At 64.9% G+C, this 19274-nt stretch carries 14 protein-coding genes and 1 tRNA gene; all 15 read right to left on the bottom strand.

Annotated elements, in window-relative coordinates; all coding sequences use genetic code 11:
• Positions 1-153: 153 nt before the first annotated feature.
• The 15 genes from tuf to BW949_RS05495 all read right to left on the bottom strand — a co-directional run bounded on the left by tuf (position 154) and on the right by BW949_RS05495 (position 19147).
• Positions 154-1329 (bottom strand): elongation factor Tu, encoded by a 1176-nt coding sequence (gene tuf, locus BW949_RS05565; protein WP_076363932.1) that lies wholly within the window; start codon positions 1327-1329, stop codon positions 154-156.
• A gap of 47 nt (positions 1330-1376) precedes the next feature.
• Positions 1377-3500, bottom strand: coding sequence for an elongation factor G (fusA, locus tag BW949_RS05560; protein WP_076363952.1), 2124 nt, complete (start codon positions 3498-3500; stop codon positions 1377-1379).
• A gap of 12 nt (positions 3501-3512) precedes the next feature.
• Positions 3513-3983 (bottom strand): 30S ribosomal protein S7, encoded by a 471-nt coding sequence (gene rpsG, locus BW949_RS05555; RefSeq protein WP_076363951.1) that lies wholly within the window; start codon positions 3981-3983, stop codon positions 3513-3515.
• Between the two features lie 12 nt (positions 3984-3995).
• Positions 3996-4367, bottom strand: a complete 372-nt coding sequence (gene rpsL / locus BW949_RS05550; RefSeq protein ID WP_076363950.1) for a 30S ribosomal protein S12 — start codon at positions 4365-4367, stop codon at positions 3996-3998.
• Positions 4368-4631: 264 nt separating this feature from the next.
• Positions 4632-5399 (bottom strand): phosphatase PAP2 family protein, encoded by a 768-nt coding sequence (locus BW949_RS05545; RefSeq protein WP_076363949.1) that lies wholly within the window; start codon positions 5397-5399, stop codon positions 4632-4634.
• Positions 5400-5478: 79 nt separating this feature from the next.
• Positions 5479-6312, bottom strand: a complete 834-nt coding sequence (locus tag BW949_RS05540; protein WP_076364809.1) for a DMT family transporter — start codon at positions 6310-6312, stop codon at positions 5479-5481.
• A gap of 264 nt (positions 6313-6576) precedes the next feature.
• Complete coding sequence (gene rpoC / locus BW949_RS05535; RefSeq protein ID WP_076363948.1) at positions 6577-10821, bottom strand: DNA-directed RNA polymerase subunit beta'; 4245 nt, start codon at positions 10819-10821, stop codon at positions 6577-6579.
• A gap of 49 nt (positions 10822-10870) precedes the next feature.
• Entirely contained in the window at positions 10871-15004 is a 4134-nt protein-coding gene (rpoB, locus tag BW949_RS05530) for a DNA-directed RNA polymerase subunit beta (protein ID WP_076364807.1), read from the bottom strand.
• Positions 15005-15465: 461 nt separating this feature from the next.
• Positions 15466-15843, bottom strand: a complete 378-nt coding sequence (gene rplL / locus BW949_RS05525; RefSeq protein WP_076363947.1) for a 50S ribosomal protein L7/L12 — start codon at positions 15841-15843, stop codon at positions 15466-15468.
• Positions 15844-15909: 66 nt separating this feature from the next.
• Positions 15910-16425 carry a 50S ribosomal protein L10 gene (gene rplJ, locus BW949_RS05520; protein ID WP_076363946.1) on the bottom strand — a complete coding sequence of 172 codons (516 nt, stop codon included), beginning with the start codon at positions 16423-16425 and terminating at the stop codon, positions 15910-15912.
• A 244-nt stretch (positions 16426-16669) separates the two neighbouring features.
• Positions 16670-17368 (bottom strand): 50S ribosomal protein L1, encoded by a 699-nt coding sequence (gene rplA, locus BW949_RS05515; RefSeq protein WP_076363945.1) that lies wholly within the window; start codon positions 17366-17368, stop codon positions 16670-16672.
• A 3-nt stretch (positions 17369-17371) separates the two neighbouring features.
• On the bottom strand, positions 17372-17824 hold the full coding sequence (rplK, locus tag BW949_RS05510; RefSeq protein WP_076363944.1) for a 50S ribosomal protein L11: 453 nt from the start codon (positions 17822-17824) through the stop codon (positions 17372-17374).
• A gap of 81 nt (positions 17825-17905) precedes the next feature.
• Positions 17906-18442 carry a transcription termination/antitermination protein NusG gene (gene nusG / locus BW949_RS05505; protein WP_076363943.1) on the bottom strand — a complete coding sequence of 179 codons (537 nt, stop codon included), beginning with the start codon at positions 18440-18442 and terminating at the stop codon, positions 17906-17908.
• 249 nt (positions 18443-18691) lie between these two features.
• Entirely contained in the window at positions 18692-18883 is a 192-nt protein-coding gene (gene secE, locus BW949_RS05500; RefSeq protein ID WP_076363942.1) for a preprotein translocase subunit SecE, read from the bottom strand.
• 188 nt (positions 18884-19071) lie between these two features.
• Positions 19072-19147 (bottom strand) — tRNA-Trp (locus tag BW949_RS05495).
• Positions 19148-19274: the final 127 nt, after the last annotated feature.

Here is a 19274-nt window from a genome sequence, read left to right as displayed (position 1 = left end):
GTCCTTGCCTCTCGCGGGGGCTGCGGTTGAGAGGCAGACCGGACCTCATGCCCGACCTGCTTCGAACCGAAAAAAACGGAGCGGGGCCCGAGGGCCCCGAGGGGGCCGGCCCCGCGCCGAGGCGCGGAACCGGAATTCAGCCAGAAACGGACGTTACTCGATGATTTTCGAGACGACGCCGGCGCCGACGGTGCGGCCGCCTTCGCGGATGGCGAAGCGCAGTTTCTCTTCCATGGCGATCGGGGCGATCAGTTCGACCTCGAACTTCAGGTTGTCACCCGGCATCACCATTTCCGTGCCTTCCGGCAGTTTCACCGTGCCCGTCACGTCGGTCGTGCGGAAGTAGAACTGCGGGCGGTAGTTGGCGAAGAACGGCGTGTGACGGCCACCTTCTTCCTTGGTCAGGATGTAGGCCTCGGCCTCGAACTTGGTGTGCGGTTTCACCGAGCCGGGCTTGCACAGCACCTGGCCGCGCTCCACGCCGTCACGGTCCACGCCGCGCAGCAGCGCGCCGATGTTGTCGCCCGCCTCACCGCGATCCAGCAGCTTGCGGAACATCTCGACGCCCGTGCACACCGTCTTCTTGGTGTCGCGGATCCCCACGATCTCGATCTCGTCGCCGACGTTGATCACACCGCGTTCCACACGCCCGGTCACCACCGTGCCGCGGCCCGAGATCGAGAACACGTCCTCGATCGGCATCAGGAACGGCTGGTCAACCGCACGTTCCGGCGTCGGGATGTAGCTGTCGCAGGCTTCCAGCAGCGCGCGGATCGACTTCTCGCCGATTTCCTCGTCGCGGCCTTCCAGAGCGGCCAGAGCCGACCCCTTGATGATCGGGATGTCGTCGCCGGGGTAGTCGTAGGACGACAGAAGCTCGCGCACTTCCATCTCGACCAGCTCCAGCAGTTCCTCGTCATCCACCTGGTCAACCTTGTTCAGGTAAACCACCATGAACGGAATGCCGACCTGACGGCCCAGCAGGATGTGTTCGCGCGTCTGCGGCATCGGGCCGTCGGCCGCGTTCACAACCAGGATCGCGCCGTCCATCTGCGCCGCACCCGTGATCATGTTCTTCACGTAGTCGGCGTGGCCGGGGCAGTCCACGTGCGCGTAGTGACGGCTCTCCGTCTCGTATTCAACGTGCGCCGTCGAGATCGTGATCCCGCGCGCCTTCTCTTCCGGCGCGCCGTCGATCTGGTCGTAGGCCTTGAACTCGCCGAAGTATTTCGTGATCGCAGCCGTCAGCGTCGTCTTCCCGTGGTCAACGTGGCCGATCGTGCCGATGTTGACGTGCGGTTTCGTCCGTTCAAACTTTGCCTTTGCCATGATGGCCTCCTGTTCCGTGGGGTGAGGGGAGGGCTGTCGCCCTGCCCTTACGCGTATTTCTTCTGGATCTCGTCCGAGATGTTCTGCGGCACGGCTTCATAGTGATCGAAGATCATGGTGAAGACCGCGCGGCCCGAGGACATCGACCGCAGGTTGTTGATGTAGCCGAACATGTTGGCCAGCGGCACGAAGGCGTTGATGACATTCGCGTTGCCGCGGGTGTCTTGCCCCTGCACCATGCCGCGACGGCTGGTCAGGTCGCCGATGATGCCGCCGGTGTATTCTTCCGGGGTCACCACTTCGACCTTCATGATCGGCTCGAGCAGCTTGGCGCCGGCCTTCTTCAGACCTTCGCGCATCGCGGCACGGGTAGCGATCTCGAAGGCCAGGACCGACGAGTCGACGTCGTGGAAGGCACCGTCGATCAGCGCCACCTTGAAGTCGATCACCGGGAAGCCCGCCAGCGGACCGGAATCCATCACCGACTTGATGCCCTTCTCGACGCCCGGAATGTATTCCTTGGGCACCGCACCACCGACGATCCGGCTTTCGAAGGAATAGCCTTCGCCCGGTTCGGTCGGTTCGATGATCAGCTTCACGCGGGCGAACTGGCCGGTGCCACCGGTCTGTTTCTTGTGCGTGTAGTCGATCTCGGCCGAGGTCGAGATGGTTTCACGATAAGCCACCTGCGGCGCGCCGATGTTGGCCTCGACCTTGAACTCGCGCCGCATGCGATCGACGAGAATGTCGAGGTGAAGCTCGCCCATGCCCTTCATGATCGTCTGGCCCGATTCGAAATCGGTCTCGACGCGGAAGGACGGGTCTTCGGCCGCCAGACGCGCCAGCGCCAGGCCCATCTTCTCCTGGTCGGCTTTCGACTTCGGCTCGACGGCGATCTCGATCACCGGCTCGGGGAAGGTCATGGTTTCCAGAACCACCGGTTTCGACGGATCGCAGAGCGTGTCGCCCGTGGTGGTTTCCTTCAGACCGGCCAGCGCGATGATGTCGCCCGCAAAGGCTTCCTCGATCTCCTCGCGGTTGATCGAGTGCATCATCATCATCCGGCCGACGCGCTCGCGCTTGCCCTTCGTCGCGTTCAGCATCTGGTCGCCCTTCTTGAGGACACCCGAATAGATCCGCGTGAAGGTGAGCGAGCCCACGAAGGGGTCGTTCATGATCTTGAAGGCCAGCGCCGAGAAGGGCGCCGCGTCATCGGCGGGACGCTCGATGTTGCGGGTCTCACTCTCGTCGTCGGGGGCAAAGCCCTTCAGCGTCGGCACGTCGATCGGCGCCGGCAGGAAGTCGATGACCGCGTTCAGCAGCGGCTGCACGCCCTTGTTCTTGAACGCCGAACCGGACAGCACCGGGAAGAAGGCCATCGCCAGCGTGCCCTTGCGGATCAGCTTGCGCAGCGTGTCTTCGTCGGGCTCGTTGCCTTCGAGATAGGCTTCCATCGCGTCATCGTCTTGCTCGACGGCAAGCTCGATCATGTTGGAACGCCATTCGTCGGCCAGATCCTTCAGGTCGTCACGGATCGGCTGACGGACCCAGCTCGCGCCGAGGTCTTCGCCCTTCCAGACCCATTCTTCCATCTTGATGAGGTCGATGATGCCTTCCAGCTTGTCCTCGGCCCCGATCGGAAGCACCACCGGGCAGGGAGTGCCGCCGGTGCGGTCCTTGATCATCTCGACGCACTTGAAGTAGTCGGCGCCGATCTTGTCCATCTTGTTGACGAAGACGATCCGCGGAACCTTGTAGCGGTCAGCCTGACGCCACACGGTTTCGGTCTGCGGTTCAACGCCGGCGTTGGCGTCGAGCAGGCAGACGGCACCGTCAAGAACGGCCAGCGAACGTTCGACTTCGATGGTGAAGTCGACGTGTCCGGGGGTGTCGATGATGTTGAAGCGGTACTTGGTGTCCGAGGTGCCCTCGGCGGTCGGATCTTCCTGACGTTGCCAGAACGTGGTCGTGGCCGCCGAGGTGATCGTGATGCCGCGCTCCTGCTCCTGCTCCATCCAGTCCATGGTGGCCGCGCCATCATGGACTTCGCCGATCTTGTGCGATTTGCCGGTGTAGTAGAGGATCCGTTCGGTCGTGGTCGTCTTGCCCGCGTCGATGTGGGCCATGATACCGAAGTTGCGATAACGGGTCAGCGGATAGACGCGCGCCATGATCTGTTCCTCTTACCAGCGGTAATGGCTGAACGCCTTGTTGGCGTCGGCCATCTTGTGGGTGTCTTCGCGCTTCTTGACGGCCGCCCCGCGCGAGTTCACCGCATCCAGAAGCTCGCCGGCCAGGCGCTCTTCCATGGTGTGCTCGTTGCGGTTCTTGGCGGCAGCGATCAGCCAGCGGATGGCCAGCGCTTCGCGGCGGGTCGGACGAACCTCGACCGGAACCTGGTAGGTGGCACCACCGACGCGGCGCGAACGCACCTCGACGGCCGGCTTCACGTTGTCCAGCGCCTCGTGGAAGACTTCGATCGGCTCGCGCTTCAGTTTCGACTGAACGCGGTCGAGCGCCGAATAGACGATGCGCTCGGCAACCGATTTCTTGCCGTCGATCATCAGGTTGTTCATGAATTTGGTGACCACCCGGTCGCCGAACTTGGCGTCAGGCAGGACTTCGCGCTTTTCAGCAGCGTGACGACGAGACATCGAATGCTCTCCTTACTTCGGACGCTTGGCGCCGTATTTCGAGCGGCGCTGACGACGATCCTTGACGCCCTGGGTGTCGAGCACGCCGCGCAGGATGTGGTAACGAACGCCGGGAAGGTCCTTGACGCGGCCGCCGCGGATCAGCACGACCGAGTGTTCTTGCAGGTTGTGTTTTTCGCCGGGGATGTAGCTGATCACTTCATAACCGTTGGTCAGGCGAACCTTGGCAACTTTCCGCATAGCGGAGTTCGGCTTCTTCGGCGTCGTGGTGTAGACGCGCGTGCAGACGCCGCGCTTTTGCGGGCAGGATTCCAAGTGCTGCGACTTGGACCGTTTGACTTTCGGATCCCGCGGTTTGCGGATCAGCTGTTGAATCGTCGGCATTCCGGTGCTTTCCCGTTCTCAACCGTTCTGTTTCACGCCCCCGGGGGCGCACGAGTTTTCGTCACGGCGCCTGCGCGTCCGCAAACGCCTAAACCGCATTCGCCCCCTTGCTTCGGGACGACGCGGTGGAATTCCAGAGGATCGGGGCGGCGGCCCGGATCTTGACCACAGGAACATGTTTGGCCCCCGGCAGGCATGGCTCGCCCGTCAGGTAGGCGGGCTATAGGGGGAGTCGGACAGCTTGTCAACAGACGAGCCCGGTTGTCAGCGCCTGCGCGCCCCGCCGTGGCCGCCCTGCCCCGCAGGCCGCAAGATCGCCCACAGGATCGCCGCGACCAGCGCGGTCAGGACGGCGGCCAGGGTCACGTCGGACAGGAAGTGGCGCCCGAAGGCCACCCGCAGCCCCGCGCCCGCCACGACCAGGAACGCCAGGCACAGGTCGATGATGCGGCGCACCGCGCGTTCGTCCGGCAGCGCGTCGCGCAGAACCAGATGCACCGAGATCGCCAGCGCCGCCACCGCCGCCGCCTCGCCCGAGACGAAGGAACAGTTCGACAGGCATTGATCCGCGGGCAAATGCGGCGGGGTGAACCGCGCCGAGCCGCCGAATTCAGCCACCGTCTCGGGACGCGCGCGCCCCCAATGCGCCTTGAGCAGCGCGTTGACCAGAAGGCCCGGCCCCAGCAGATAGAGCAGCACGACAAAGCCCCACAGCCGCGTGGCCACCCCCATCACCCGGCCCCGGCGCAGGACCAGCCCCGCCAGACCCGCGACCAGCGCCACCGCCAGCGGCACCAGCGCGATATCCCAGATATCCTGGCGCATCTCGACCAGCTGCGGGACACGCGCCCAGGCAAAGCCCTGACCGGGGGTGAAGAAGGCCGCCGTCGCCGCCAGATCCAGCTCCGGCCAGCGGGCAAAGACCCACAAGAGCCCCGCCGTCAGCGCCGCAAGACCCACCGCCCATGTCAGCGCGCCCCGGCGTCCCGCCATGCGGTGCCGGCCGTCGGCCTGCGTGCTGTCGTCCGTCATCGCGCCGTCCTCGTCGTCCCCGCCGCATGCAAGGCAGCCCCGTGATAACCGAGCCCCGGCGGCGGGGCAATCCGCGACCCTAGGCCGGCCGCCCCGAGAGGCGATAGCCGTAAAGCCCCGCGCCGACGATCAGCGCAGCCCCCGCCCAGGCCAGCGGCTCGGGCCATTCGCCGAAGACGAACCAGCCCAGCCCCAGCCCCCAGACCAGGGCGGTATAGCGATAGGGGGCGATGCGCGCGACCTCGCCTGCGCGCATGGCCGCGACGATGCTGAGATAGCCCACGACCAGCAGCGCCCCCGCCCCCGCGATCTGGACAAGCGTGACCGGCGCGGGCCGCACCCACCCCGTTCCCAGGCTGAGCAGCGCCCCCGCCAGCGTCACCACCGCCGCCGCGGCGATCGCCACGACAAGCGAGGGCACCGCCGCCGACATCGCCCGCGTGCTCAGGTCGCGCAGCACCACCAGCCCGACCGTCGCCACCCCGAGAAGCGCCCAGAGGTCATAGCCCTGCGGACCCGGCCGCACGATCAGCAGGACACCGGCAAAGCCCACCAGGATGACCAGCAGGTGCCGCCGGCCCAGAGGTTCGGACAGGACCAGCGCGGCCGTCAGCGCCACGGCCAGCGGCAGCGCCTGCAAGATCGCCACCAGATTGGCCAACGGCATATGCGCCAGCGCGGTCAGATAGGTCAGGGTCGAGCCGATCTCGGCCAGCGACCGCCAGCCCAGCAGATGCAGATCCCGCCCGCGCAGCCGCAGCCCCGCCCAGGGCCGGCGCCAGGCCGCGACCAGCAACAGCCCCGCCAGCGCGACCAGCCCGCGCAGCACCATCGCCTGCGGCAGGGGCAGGCTCTGGGTGATCTGCTTCATCAGCGCGTCGTTGCAGATGAAGGCCGCCATTGCGGCGCTCATCAGGGCAGCGCCGCGCAGATTGGCCCCCAACAGATTGGCCGGCCTGTTCATTGCGCGCCCCGCGCGCCGGTCAAGCTGCGTCGGTTCATGGCCCTGCCCCTTGCCCATTTACCACCCGTTGCCGGGCCCCCGGCACGCTTGATCCGGGACGCGGGCCTGTCAAGCCGGGCGATGAGACGTGACCGTAAAACCGGGCCGCAAAACGAAAGGGACCGCGCCGATGGCCGGCGCGGTCCCGCAGTTTTCATGCCTGAGGCGCGGCGATCAGAGATCGCGGCTTTCCGGCGTGTCGACCAGACCCAGGTCGGTGTCGGCCTCGGCCGGCTCCTCGAAGGGGGCCGCCAGAGCCGCCGCCGCTTCGGCCTCGGCGCGGCGCGCCTCGATGACCTTGTGGTCGCGGTCCGCCGCCACTTTCTTGACGCGCGTCGTGGCCCCGCCGGTGCCCGCCGGGATCAGACGGCCGACGATCACGTTTTCCTTCAGGCCGACCAGCTTGTCGCGCTTGCCCTGAACCGAAGCCTCGGTGAGCACGCGCGTCGTTTCCTGGAACGAGGCCGCCGAGATGAAGCTGCGCGTTTGCAGCGACGCCTTGGTGATCCCCAGAAGGACCGGTTCGCCGGTGGCCGGACGGCCGCCGCGGGCGATGACCTTCTCGTTCTCCTCGTCGAACTCGGCCTTGTCGATGTGCTCGCCCTTGAGAAGCGTGGTGTCGCCCGAATCGAGGATCTCGATCTTTTGCAGCATCTGCCGCACGATCACCTCGATGTGCTTGTCGTTGATCTTCACGCCTTGCAGCCGGTAGACGTCCTGCACCTCGTCGATCAGGTAATCGGCCAGCGCCTCGATCCCCATGATGCGCAGGATGTCATGCGGGGCCGGGTTGCCGTCCATGATGTAATCACCCTTCTGCACGAAGTCGCCTTCCTGCACCGGGATGTGCTTGCCTTTCGGCACCATGTATTCGATCGGCTCCAGACCTTCCTGCACCGGCTCGATGGTGATGCGGCGCTTGTTCTTGTAGTCCTTGCCAAAGCGCACATAGCCATCGGCCTCGGCGATGATCGCGTGATCCTTGGGACGACGGGCCTCGAAGAGTTCGGCCACCCGCGGCAGACCGCCGGTGATGTCCTTCGTCTTGGCCCCTTCGCGCGGGATCCGCGCCACCACGTCACCGGCCCGCAGCGCCTGCCCGTCCTCGATCGAGAGGATGGCATCCACCGACATCGGATAGCTGACCGGGTTGCCCGCATCGTTGCGCACGGGCTCGCCGCTGGCCGGATCGACCAGGATGACTTCGGGCTTGAGTTCGTTGCCGCGCGGCGCGGTGCGCCAATCGGAGACGATCTTCTGCGTCATGCCCGTCGCATCGTCGGTATCCTCGCGCACCGAGATCCCCGAGATGAGGTCCACGAACTTCGCCACACCGTCCTTCTCGGCGATGATCGGAAGGGTGTAGGGGTCCCATTCGAACAGCTTGGTGCCGCGCGCGACCGTCTCGCCTTCCTTGACGAACAGCTTGGTGCCGTAGCCCAGCTTGTGACTGGCGCGTTCCTCGCCCTGCTCGTCCATGATGACCAGCTGCATCGCGCGGCCCATGACGATCTGTTCGCCCGCCGCATTGACGATGAGCGAGGGGTTGCGGAACTCGATCCGGCCTTCCTGGCTGGCCTCGAGGAAGGATTGCTGACCCCCCTGCGCAACGCCGCCGATGTGGAAGGTCCGCATCGTCAGCTGCGTGCCCGGTTCGCCGATCGACTGGGCGGCGATGATGCCCACCGCTTCGCCCTGGTTGACCAGCGTGCCGCGCGCAAGGTCACGGCCGTAGCACAGCGCACAGACGCCCTCTTCGGCCTCGCAGGTCAGCGGCGAGCGGATGCGCACGCTCTGGATGCCCATGGTCTCGATCGCGTCGGCCTTGCGCTCGTCGATCAGCTCGCCCTTGCGGACCAGCACCTCGTCCGAACCCGGAACCAGCACGTCGTCGGCCGCGACACGACCCAGGACGCGCTCGCCCAGGGGCGCGATGACCTCGCCGTCGTTGACCGCGGCCGAGGCCGTGATCGCACGATCGGTGCCGCAATCGTGGCTGCGCACGATGCAATCCTGCGCCACGTCGACCAGACGGCGGGTCAGATAGCCCGAGTTCGCCGTCTTCAGAGCGGTATCCGACAGCCCCTTCCGCGCGCCGTGGGTGGAGTTGAAATACTCCAGCACGGTCAGGCCTTCCTTGAAGTTCGAGATGATCGGCGTCTCGATGATCTCGCCGTTCGGCTTGGCCATCAGGCCCCGCATGCCGCCCAGCTGCTTCATCTGGATGACCGAGCCCCGCGCGCCCGAGTGCGCCATCATGTAGACCGAGTTCGGTTCGCGTTCGGAGCCGTCCTCGTCATGACGCGCCGCCGAGATGGTGGACATCATGGCCTCGGTGACCTTGTCGTTGCACTTGGTCCAGGCGTCGACGACCTTGTTGTATTTCTCGCCCTGGGTGATCAGACCATCCATGTATTGCTGTTCGAAGCCGGCCACCTGATCGCGGGTCTCGTTGACGATGTCCCACTTGGTGTCCGGGATCACCATGTCGTCCTTGCCGAACGAGATCCCGGCCTTGAAGGCCTCGCGGAAGCCCATGCCCATGATCTGGTCACAGAAGATCACCGATTCCTTCTGGCCGCAGTAGCGGTAGACGGTGTCGATGACGTTCTGGACGTCCTTCTTGCGCAGCAGGCGGTTGACCAGCTCGAACGGCGCCTTGGCGTTGAGCGGCAGAAGCGCGCCCAGACGCACCCGGCCGGGCGTGGTCTCGAAGCGTTTCCAGACCTCGTTGCCGTGCTCGTCGATCTGTTTCACGCGCGCCTGGATGCGGGCGTGCAGATGCACTTCGCCGGCGTTGAGCGCGTGTTCGACTTCCTCGACGCTGGCGAAGACCATGCCTTCGCCCTTCATGCCCTGACGCTCCATCGTGGTGTAATAGAGGCCAAGAACCATGTCCTGCGACGGCACGATGATCGGGCTGCCGTTGGCGGGCGACAGCACGTTGTTGGTCGACATCATCAGCACGCGCGCTTCCAGCTGGGCTTCCAGCGAAAGCGGAACGTGAACGGCCATCTGGTCACCGTCGAAGTCGGCGTTGAAGGCCGAACAGACCAGCGGGTGAAGCTGGATCGCCTTGCCCTCGATCAGCTGCGGCTCGAACGCCTGGATGCCCAGACGGTGCAGCGTCGGCGCGCGGTTCAGAAGCACCGGGTGTTCGCGGATCACCTCGTCGAGGATGTCCCAGACCTCGGGGCGTTCCTTCTCGACCAGTTTCTTGGCCTGTTTCACCGTCGAGCTGAGGCCCTTGGCCTCGAGGCGCGAATAGATGAACGGCTTGAACAGCTCGAGCGCCATCTTCTTGGGCAGGCCGCATTGATGCAGCTTGAGTTCCGGCCCGGTCACGATCACCGAACGGCCCGAGAAGTCGACCCGTTTCCCCAGAAGGTTCTGGCGGAAGCGACCCTGCTTGCCCTTGAGCATGTCCGACAGCGACTTCAGCGGCCGCTTGTTGGTGCCGGTGATGACGCGGCCGCGGCGGCCGTTGTCAAACAGCGCGTCGACCGATTCCTGAAGCATCCGCTTCTCGTTGCGCACGATGATGTCGGGCGCGCGCAGCTCGATCAGCCGCTTGAGGCGGTTGTTGCGGTTGATGACCCGGCGATAGAGATCGTTGAGGTCCGAAGTGGCGAAACGGCCGCCATCCAGCGGCACCAGCGGGCGCAGTTCCGGCGGAATGACCGGGATGACGGTCAGCACCATCCATTCCGGGCGGTTGCCCGATTCCAGGAAGGATTCGACGATCTTCAGCCGCTTGATGATCTTCTTGGGCTTCAGCTCGCCGGTGGCTTCCTTCAGCTCCTCGCGCAGCTGCTCGGCCGTCGCCTCGAGGTCGATCATCGACAGCATCTCGCGGATCGCCTCGGCGCCGATATTGGCGGTGAAGGCGTCAGCGCCATACTGGTCCTGCGCGTCGAGATATTCCTCTTCGGTCAACAGCTGGCCATAGCTCAGGTCCGTCAGACCCGGCTCGATGACCACATATTGCTCGAAATAGAGGATGCGCTCGAGATCGCGCAGCGTCATGTCCAGCATCAGGCCGATGCGCGAGGGCAGCGACTTCAGGAACCAGATATGCGCAACCGGCGCGGCCAGTTCGATATGGCCCATCCGCTCGCGGCGCACCTTCTGGAGGGTGACCTCGACGCCGCATTTCTCGCAGACGACGCCGCGATATTTCATGCGCTTGTATTTGCCGCACAGGCATTCGTAATCCTTGATCGGACCGAAGATGCGCGCGCAGAACAGGCCGTCACGCTCGGGCTTGAACGTGCGGTAGTTGATCGTCTCGGGCTTCTTGATCTCGCCGTAGGACCACGAAAGGATCCGTTCGGGGCTGGCCAGCGAGACCTTGATCTCGTCGAACGCCTTGGGCGAGGCCAGCGGGTTGAACGGGTTGGTGCTGAGTTCCTGGTTCATCTTGCGTCCTTAATCTCAGGGGATGGCCGAATGGGGGCGGGGGCCGCCCTCACTCTTCCTCCGAATCCAGGAGTTCCATGTTGAGGCCGAGGCCACGAACCTCCTTGACGAGAACGTTGAACGATTCCGGCACGCCGGCCTCGAAATTGTCCTCGCCCTTGACGATCGATTCATAGACCTTGGTCCGGCCCGCCACGTCGTCCGACTTCACCGTCAGCATTTCCTGAAGGGTATAGGCGGCGCCATAGGCCTCGAGTGCCCAGACCTCCATCTCCCCGAGACGCTGCCCGCCGAACTGGGCCTTGCCGCCCAGCGGCTGCTGGGTCACCAGCGAATAGGGCCCGGTCGAGCGCGCGTGCATCTTGTCGTCGACAAGGTGGTGCAGCTTGAGGATGTATTTCATCCCCACCGTGACCGGACGCGCGAATTGCTCGCCGGACCGGCCGTCGAAGACGATCGACTGCCCCGAGGTGTCAAAGCCCGCACGGCGCAGCGCGTCGTTGACGTCGCCTTCCTTGGCCCCGTCGAAGACCGGCGTGGCGATCGGGATGCCGCCACGCACCGTCTCGGCGCATTCGACGAAACGCTCGTCCTCCATCTCCGCGAAGATGTCCTCATAGGTTTCGTCGCCGTAGCCGTGGCGCATGGCCTCGCGCACCGGGGACATGTCGCCCGACCGGCGGTATTCGCGCAAGGCCTCGTCGATCTTCAGGCCCAGACCGCGCGCGGCCCAGCCCATGTGGGTCTCGAGGATCTGCCCGACGTTCATCCGGCTGGGCACGCCCAGCGGGTTCAGCACCAGGTCGACCGGGGTGCCGTCGGCCAGGAAGGGCATGTCCTCCATGGGCACGACCTTCGACACGACGCCCTTGTTGCCGTGACGGCCGGCCATCTTGTCGCCGGCTTGCAGCTTGCGCTTCACGGCCACGAAGACCTTGACCATCTTCATCACGCCCGGAGGCAGGTCGTCGCCCTGGCGGACCTTCTCGACCTTGTCCTCGAAGCGGTGCTCGAGCGCGCGTTTCTGCGCGTCGAACTGGTCGTGCAGCGCCTCGACTTCCTTGGCGTCCTCCTCGCTTTCAAGCGCCAGCTGCCACCATTGACCGCGCGAGAGCTGCCCCAGCAGATCCTCGTCGATGGTCACGCCGGGTTTGACGCCCTTCGGCCCCTTGACCGCCACCTTGCCCAGGATCAGCGACTTCAGGCGCGCGTAGATGTTGCGCTCGAGGATCACCATCTCGTCGTCGCGGTCACGGGCCAGGCGCTCGATCTCCTCGCGCTCGATCTGGAGCGCGCGCTCGTCCTTGTCAACGCCGTGACGGTTGAAGACCCGCACTTCGACGATGGTGCCATAGGCCCCCGGCGGCAGCCGCAGCGAGGTGTCGCGCACGTCCGAGGCCTTTTCACCGAAGATGGCGCGGAGAAGTTTCTCCTCGGGGGTCATCGGGCTTTCGCCCTTGGGCGTGATCTTGCCGACCAGGATATCGCCCGGCCCCACTTCGGCGCCGATATAGACGATGCCGGCCTCGTCGAGGTTGCGCAGGGCTTCCTCGCCGACGTTGGGGATGTCGCGGGTGATCTCTTCCGGGCCCAGCTTGGTGTCCCGCGCGGCGATCTCGTATTCGTCGATGTGGATCGAGGTGAACACGTCGTCGCGGTGGATCCGCTCCGAGATCAGGATCGAGTCCTCGTAGTTGTAGCCGTTCCAGGGCATGAAGGCCACGACCACGTTGCGCCCGATCGCCAGTTCCCCCTGATCGGTCGACGGACCGTCAGCGATGACCTGACCGCGCGAGACCTTGTCGCCCACCTTCACCAGCGGGCGCTGGTTGATGCACGACGACTGGTTCGAACGCTTGAACTTGCGCAGACGGTAGATGTCCACGCCCGGATCGCCGGGTTCCAGATCCTCGGTGGCGCGGACAACGATCCGCTGGGCGTCGACCTGGTCGATCACGCCGCTGCGGCGCGCCATGATGGCGGCACCGGAGTCGCGGGCGACCACGGCTTCCATCCCGGTGCCGACGAAGGGCGCCTCGGAACGCAGGAGCGGCACGGCCTGACGTTGCATGTTGGCGCCCATGAGCGCGCGGTTGGCGTCGTCGTTTTCAAGGAACGGGATGAGCGCCGCCCCCACCGACACCAGCTGTTTCGGCGACACGTCGATCAGGTCCACGGCCTCGCGCGGGTTGAGCATGAACTCGCCCGCCTGACGGGTCGAGACCAGCTCGTTGACGAAGCGGCCCTCGTCATCCAGCTCGGCGTTGGCCTGCGCCACGGTGTGACGCATTTCCTCGGTGGCGGACATGTAGACCACCTCGTCGGTGACCTTGCCATCCACGACCCGGCGATAGGGGGTCTCGATGAAGCCATACTTGTTCACCCGCGCGAAGGTGGCGAGCGAGTTGATCAGACCGATGTTCTGACCTTCGGGCGTTTCGATCGGGCACATCCGGCCATAATGGGTCGGGTGCACGTCGCGCACCTCGAAGCCCGCGCGTTCGCGGGTCAGACCGCCCGGCCCCAGCGCCGAGAGACGGCGCTTGTGGGTGACTTCCGACAGCGGGTTGGTCTGGTCCATGAACTGCGACAGCTGCGAGGAGCCGAAGAATTCGCGCACCGCCGCCGCCGCCGGCTTGGCGTTGATCAGATCCTGCGGCATCACCGTGTCGATCTCGACCGAGGACATGCGTTCCTTGATCGCGCGTTCCATGCGCAGCAGGCCAACGCGATACTGGTTCTCCATCAGCTCGCCGACCGAGCGCACCCGGCGGTTGCCCAGGTGGTCGATGTCGTCGATCTCGCCCTTGCCGTCGCGCAGCTCGACCAGCCCGCGGATACAGGCGATGATGTCGGCCGGACGCAGCGTGCGCTGGGTGTCGGGCGCATCCAGATCAAGACGCATGTTCATCTTGACCCGGCCCACGGCCGACAGGTCATAGCGCTCGGCGTCGAAGAACAGCGTGTCGAACAGCGTCGAGGCCGCTTCGACGGTCGGCGGCTCGCCCGGACGCATGACGCGGTAGATGTCCATGAGCGCGGTCTCGCGGTTCATGTTCTTGTCCGCGGCCATGGTGTTGCGGATGTAGGGGCCGACATTCACGTTGTCGATGTCGAGAACCGGGATCTCGGTGATGCCGTTATCCAGCAGCGCCTTGAGCGAGCCCCCCACCAGTTCGCCGTCGCGGTCGTATTCCGCGGTCAGCTCGTCGCCGGCCTCGATGTAGATATAGCCGGTATCCTCGTTGATCAGATCGCGCGCGCAGAAACGGCCGACGATATGCTCGAACGGCACCAGAAGTTCCGTCACCTGGCCTTCGTCGATCAGTTTCTTGACCATCCGCGGCGTGACCTTGTCGCCGGCCTTGCAGATCACCTCGCCGGTGCCGGCGTCGATCAGGTCATAGGCCGGGCGGGTGCCGCGCACACGCTCGGGGAAGAACCTGGTGACCCAGCCGCGACGCCCCTCGAGGCGATAGTTCACCGTGTCGTAATAGGCGGAAACGATGCCTTCCTGATCCAGCCCCAGCGCATAGAGAAGGGTCGTCACCGGCAGCTTGCGGCGACGGTCGATGCGCGCGAAGACCAGATCCTTGGCGTCGAATTCGAAGTCCAGCCACGAGCCGCGGTAGGGAATGATGCGGCAGGCGAACAGAAGCTTGCCCGAGGAATGGGTCTTGCCGCGGTCATGGTCGAAGAACACGCCCGGCGAGCGGTGCATCTGGGACACGATGACCCGCTCGGTGCCGTTGACGATGAAGGTGCCGTTCTGCGTCATGAGCGGCATGTCGCCCATGTAGACATCCTGCTCCTTGATGTCCTTCACCGAACGCGCGCCGGTGGTCTCGTCGACATCGAACACGATCAGGCGCAGCGTGACCTTCAGCGGCGCCGAAAAGGTCATGTCGCGGCTCTGGCATTCGTCGACGTCGTATTTGGGCTTTTCAAGCTCGTATTTCACGAACTCGAGCGTGGCATTGTCGTTGAAATCGCTGATCGGGAACACCGACTGGAAGACACCCTGGATGCCCTCGCCGTCCTGGGCCTTGTCCCCGTCGCCCGAGCGCAGGAACAGGTCGTAGGAGGATTTCTGAACCTCGATGAGGTTCGGCATCTCGAGAACTTCACGGATCTTGCCGTAGTAGCGGCGGATACGCTTCTGACCAACGTATGCTTGAGCCATGCTCATCGTCACCTTTCGTCTCTTCGCGGGTGCGAACCGTCGGGGCCCGGTGCGCGCCGCTTGCGAATGAAGGGGCCGGTTCCATTCATGCCTCCCGTCCCAAAGGAAGGCTCCCGAACCGTAGCTGCCGCCTTGGAAAGACCCGGCACGGGGCCGAGGCTTGCCAAGATGGCGAAGGACCGCCCCCGCCGGGGGCCTGAATTGTCGCATTGGCGGCGCCTCCCAAACGCCGGAAACTCCCTCCTGTCCGGGCGCTTCGCCCCGAAACCCGGCGCGCTGGGGCGCCGTGGCATGAAAAACGGCCTTCTGGCCGCCAGCCGGCACCGTCATGTCCCGATCAGGGATCCCCGATCCGGGGGCAGAGAGGCTGCAACGCCCCCCACAGACGGCGTTTGGCCGGGCCCGGAAATCCCGGACCCAGCCTCGATCTTTCATCACCATGCGGCCGCAGCCGCGGGCGATTACTTCAGCTCGACTTTCGCGCCAGCGTCTTCGAGCTTTTTCTTCATTTCTTCGGCTTCGGCCTTGGCCGCGCCTTCCTTGACCTTGCCACCGGCTTCCACCAGTTCCTTGGCTTCTTTCAGGCCCAGGCCGGTGATCGCGCGCACTTCCTTGATCACGTTGATCTTGTTGGCGCCGGCGTCGGTGAGGACGACGTCGAATTCGGTCTTTTCTTCAGCGGCTTCGCCAGCGCCACCCGCGGCGGGGCCAGCCATCATCACGGCGCCGCCGGCGGCGGGCTCGATGCCGTATTCATCCTTCAGGATGGTTTTCAGTTCTTGGGCTTCGAGCAGCGTCAGGTTGACGATTTGCTCGGCAAGGGCTTTGAGATCGGCCATTTTTCCGTTCCATTCTCGATAATTGGGTTTCCGACGTCAGGTTTCCGACGAAGGTATGGGGTTCGCTCAGGCGGCTTCCCGCTCCTCAAGCGTCTTGAGGATGCCGGCGATGTTCGAAGCAGGCGCGCCAATGGCACCGGCGATGTTCGAAGCAGGCGCACCGATGCAGCCGACGATCGAAGCGATGAGCTCTTCACGCGACGGCATCTGGGCGACGGCTTTCACACCGGCCGGATCCAGGGCCGTGTCGCCCATGGCCCCGCCAAGGATCACGAACTTGTCGTTCGTCTTGGCATAGGCATCCGCGACCTTCGCAGCAGCGACAGGGTCTTCGGAATAGGACAGCACGGTCATGCCCGTGAGGTAATCAGCGATGCTGGCGCAGGGCTGACCATCAAGGGCGATCTTGGCGAGCTTGTTCTTGGCAACGCGCACGGACCCACCCGCTTCACGCATTTTCGCGCGCAGGTCCTGCATCTGTGCGACCGTCATGCCTTCGTAGTGGGCAACCACCACGACGCCAGAGCTTGCGAAGATCTGGCCGAGTTCCTCGACCACTTTCTCTTTCTGGGCTCTATCCACGGTTTCACTCCAAGTGTGGGGGTTCCCCCCCGGCTCACATTGTCCCCCGTCGCCCGCAAGGGGTGGGGGGTCGGGTCCGCAACCGGGTCCCGAGATCGCCCGAGGTCGCCCCCGGAAATGGTCTCGTTCCCCGCCTCGGGAAGGACATTAAGCCGTTGATCTGACGATCGCGGGCACCCTCCGTCTCGGACGGACGGGGCCGGATGGCCCCGCCATTCTCCAGCCCCGAAGGGCCGGGAATTCGTTACTCGGCGTTGGCCGAGCTGAGGTCGAGGCTGACGCCCGGACCCATGGTCGAGCTGAGCGAGACCTTCTTGAGATAGGTCCCCTTCGCGCCCGCCGGCTTGGCCTTGGCGACCGCACCCACGAAGGCGCGGACGTTCTGGGCCAGGGCTTCTTCCGAGAACGACACCTTGCCGATGCCGCCGTGGATGATGCCGGCCTTCTCGACCTTGAACTGGACTTCACCACCCTTGGCCGCCGCAACGGCCGCGGTGACATCCATCGTCACCGTGCCGACCTTGGGGTTCGGCATCAGGTTGCGCGGGCCCAGGATCTTGCCCAGACGGCCGACCAGCGGCATCATGTCCGGCGTGGCGATGCAGCGATCGAAGTCGATCTTGCCGCCCTGGATGGCTTCCATCAAGTCCTCGGCGCCGACGATGTCGGCCCCGGCGGCCTTGGCTTCATCGGCCTTGGCGGCACGGGCGAAGACCGCCACGCGCACCGTCTTGCCGGTGCCGTTGGGCAGGGTGACCACGCCGCGGACCATCTGGTCGGCGTGACGCGGGTCGACACCCAGGTTCATGGCGATCTCCAGCGTCTCGTCGAACTTGGCCGAGGCGGTGGACTTGATCAGCTTGACGGCATCCTCGACCGACAGGTTCGACTTGCCTTCTAAAGCGGCGCGCGCGGCCGCAGTGCGTTTCGCAACCTTGGCCATGGCTTACCCTTTCACCTCGATACCGATCGACTTGGCCGACCCCAGAACGATCTGCATGGCGGCCTCGACGTCGTTGGCCGACAGATCCTTCATCTTGATCTCGGCGATCTCGCGGATCTGCGCGGCGGTGACGGTGCCCGCAACTTCACGACCCGGCTTGGTCGACCCTTTCGGGCGGTTGCGCTTGCCCACCGGCTTCAGGCCGGCCGCCTTCTTGAGCAGGAAGGACGCCGGCGGCGTCTTCATCTCGAAGGTGAACGACTTGTCGGCGTAATAGGTGATCACCACCGGAACCGGCGAGCCGGCTTCGATTTCCTGCGTCTTGGCGTTGAACGCCTTGCAGAATTCCATGATGTTGATCCCGCGCTGACCCAGCGCCGGACCGATGGGCGGAGAGGGGTTCGCCTGCCCCGCCTTCACTTGCAGCTTCAGCTGCCCGACAACTTTCTTGGCCATCCGGCCTCTCCTTCATCACTGGCGCCGCGACGGGCGCAGTTTAGTGGTGCAGCGGGCACGCCCGCCTCCCACGGATGCACGTCAGGCGGTCTTGGTCACCTGCGTGAATTCCAGCTCGACCGGCGTCGGCCGGCCAAAGATCGAGACGGTGACCTTGAGGCGGCTGGCCACCTCGTCGACCTCCTCGACCATGCCCGAGAAGCCCTCGAACGGGCCGTCGGTCACGTTCACATTCTCACCGACCTCGAAGCGGATCAGGTTGCGCGGCGCGACCTCGACCCCTTCCTCGGCGCGGTTGAGGATCTGGTTCACCTCGGCGTCGCGCATCGGCATCGGCTTGCCCTGCGGACCCAGGAACCCCGTCACCCGGTTGATCGAATTGACCAGGTGATAGGCCTTGTCCGACATCTCCATGCGCACCAGCACATAGCCGGGCATGAAGCGCCGCTCGGATGTCACCTTCTTGCCGCGGCGGATCTCGATCACTTCCTCGGTCGGAACCAGAACTTCCTCGATCTGATCCTCGAGGCCCTGTTCCACGATGGCCTGACGGATCTGTTCGGCCACCTTCTTCTCGAAGTTCGAGAGAACGCTCACCGAATACCAACGTTTGGCCATGCTCGCCCCAGCCCCTGAACTTGTCATCCGGCCTGTGCCGGCTTTTCCTGTCATGATTCCGCTGAACAAAAAACAGCGTGCATCAGCGAATCGATGCACGCCATTTGCGGAGAATTTGGGCTGCCTTACAGGTCCGAAGGCCATAATTCAAGCCCTCGTGCCCCCGAATGCCCCCACTGTCCGGCAAAGTCGTGCGCGGGATGCGGCCTGCGCCCCGCCGTTCCAGACCGGCCACCCCGAACGCCGGGATCAGCCCGCCAGGGTCAGCCCATACGTCAGCCCCGAACGGATCGCCAGGTCGACGAAGAAGAAGAACACCGACGTTAGGGCGGCCATGGTGAAGACCATGATCGTGGTCAGCACCACCTCACGCCGCGTCGGCCAGACGACCTTGCCCACCTCGGAGCGGACCTGCTGGATGAAGCGAAGCGGATTTGCCATGACGTTTCCTGTTCCGTGTTTCCGGCCGTGGCGCCCCGAAGCCTGCGCCCACGCTTGCCGCCCAGATACGCGCCGCCGGCCCCGAATTCAAGCATTATGCCGGCCGGGCCGCGGGCGCGATTCGCGCCACCGCATGAAACGCCCGCCGGGATCGGCACGGCACTGGCGGCGAATTTTCGGGAAAGGCCTGGCAGGGGCAGAGGGACTCGAACCCCCGACCCTCGGTTTTGGAGACCGATGCTCTACCAACTGAGCTATACCCCTAGGCCGTGGAACCGTCTGCTAAGGCACCTGCGGGGGGAAATCAAGCCCTCTTTCCCACCGCGTGCAGGGCCGTTTCGTCGCCCCCCGGATGCGGCGGCGCGGACACCTGGTCGCTTGGCAGCGCGCA

It is taken from the genome of Phaeovulum vinaykumarii (assembly GCF_900156695.1).
GTDB classification, from domain to species: domain Bacteria; phylum Pseudomonadota; class Alphaproteobacteria; order Rhodobacterales; family Rhodobacteraceae; genus Bieblia_A; species Bieblia_A vinaykumarii.
Note: the sequence above shows the minus strand (reverse complement) of the source record. Positions and strands in the feature narration are given on the sequence as shown.

Bases quoted from the DNA above. Each gene is read 5' to 3' on its own strand.
- tuf (WP_076363932.1), bottom strand. From the start codon at position 1,329: ATGGCAAAGGCAAAGTTTGAACGGACGAAACCGCACGTCAACATCGGC.
- fusA (WP_076363952.1), bottom strand. From the start codon at position 3,500: ATGGCGCGCGTCTATCCGCTGACCCGTTATCGCAACTTCGGTATCATG.
- rpsG (WP_076363951.1), bottom strand. From the start codon at position 3,983: ATGTCTCGTCGTCACGCTGCTGAAAAGCGCGAAGTCCTGCCTGACGCC.
- rpsL (WP_076363950.1), bottom strand. From the start codon at position 4,367: ATGCCGACGATTCAACAGCTGATCCGCAAACCGCGGGATCCGAAAGTC.
- BW949_RS05545 (WP_076363949.1), bottom strand. From the start codon at position 5,399: ATGACGGACGACAGCACGCAGGCCGACGGCCGGCACCGCATGGCGGGA.
- BW949_RS05540 (WP_076364809.1), bottom strand. From the start codon at position 6,312: ATGAGCGCCGCAATGGCGGCCTTCATCTGCAACGACGCGCTGATGAAG.
- rpoC (WP_076363948.1), bottom strand. From the start codon at position 10,821: ATGAACCAGGAACTCAGCACCAACCCGTTCAACCCGCTGGCCTCGCCC.
- rpoB (WP_076364807.1), bottom strand. From the start codon at position 15,004: ATGGCTCAAGCATACGTTGGTCAGAAGCGTATCCGCCGCTACTACGGC.
- rplL (WP_076363947.1), bottom strand. From the start codon at position 15,843: ATGGCCGATCTCAAAGCCCTTGCCGAGCAAATCGTCAACCTGACGCTG.
- rplA (WP_076363945.1), bottom strand. From the start codon at position 17,368: ATGGCCAAGGTTGCGAAACGCACTGCGGCCGCGCGCGCCGCTTTAGAA.
- rplK (WP_076363944.1), bottom strand. From the start codon at position 17,824: ATGGCCAAGAAAGTTGTCGGGCAGCTGAAGCTGCAAGTGAAGGCGGGG.
- nusG (WP_076363943.1), bottom strand. From the start codon at position 18,442: ATGGCCAAACGTTGGTATTCGGTGAGCGTTCTCTCGAACTTCGAGAAG.
- secE (WP_076363942.1), bottom strand. From the start codon at position 18,883: ATGGCAAATCCGCTTCGCTTCATCCAGCAGGTCCGCTCCGAGGTGGGC.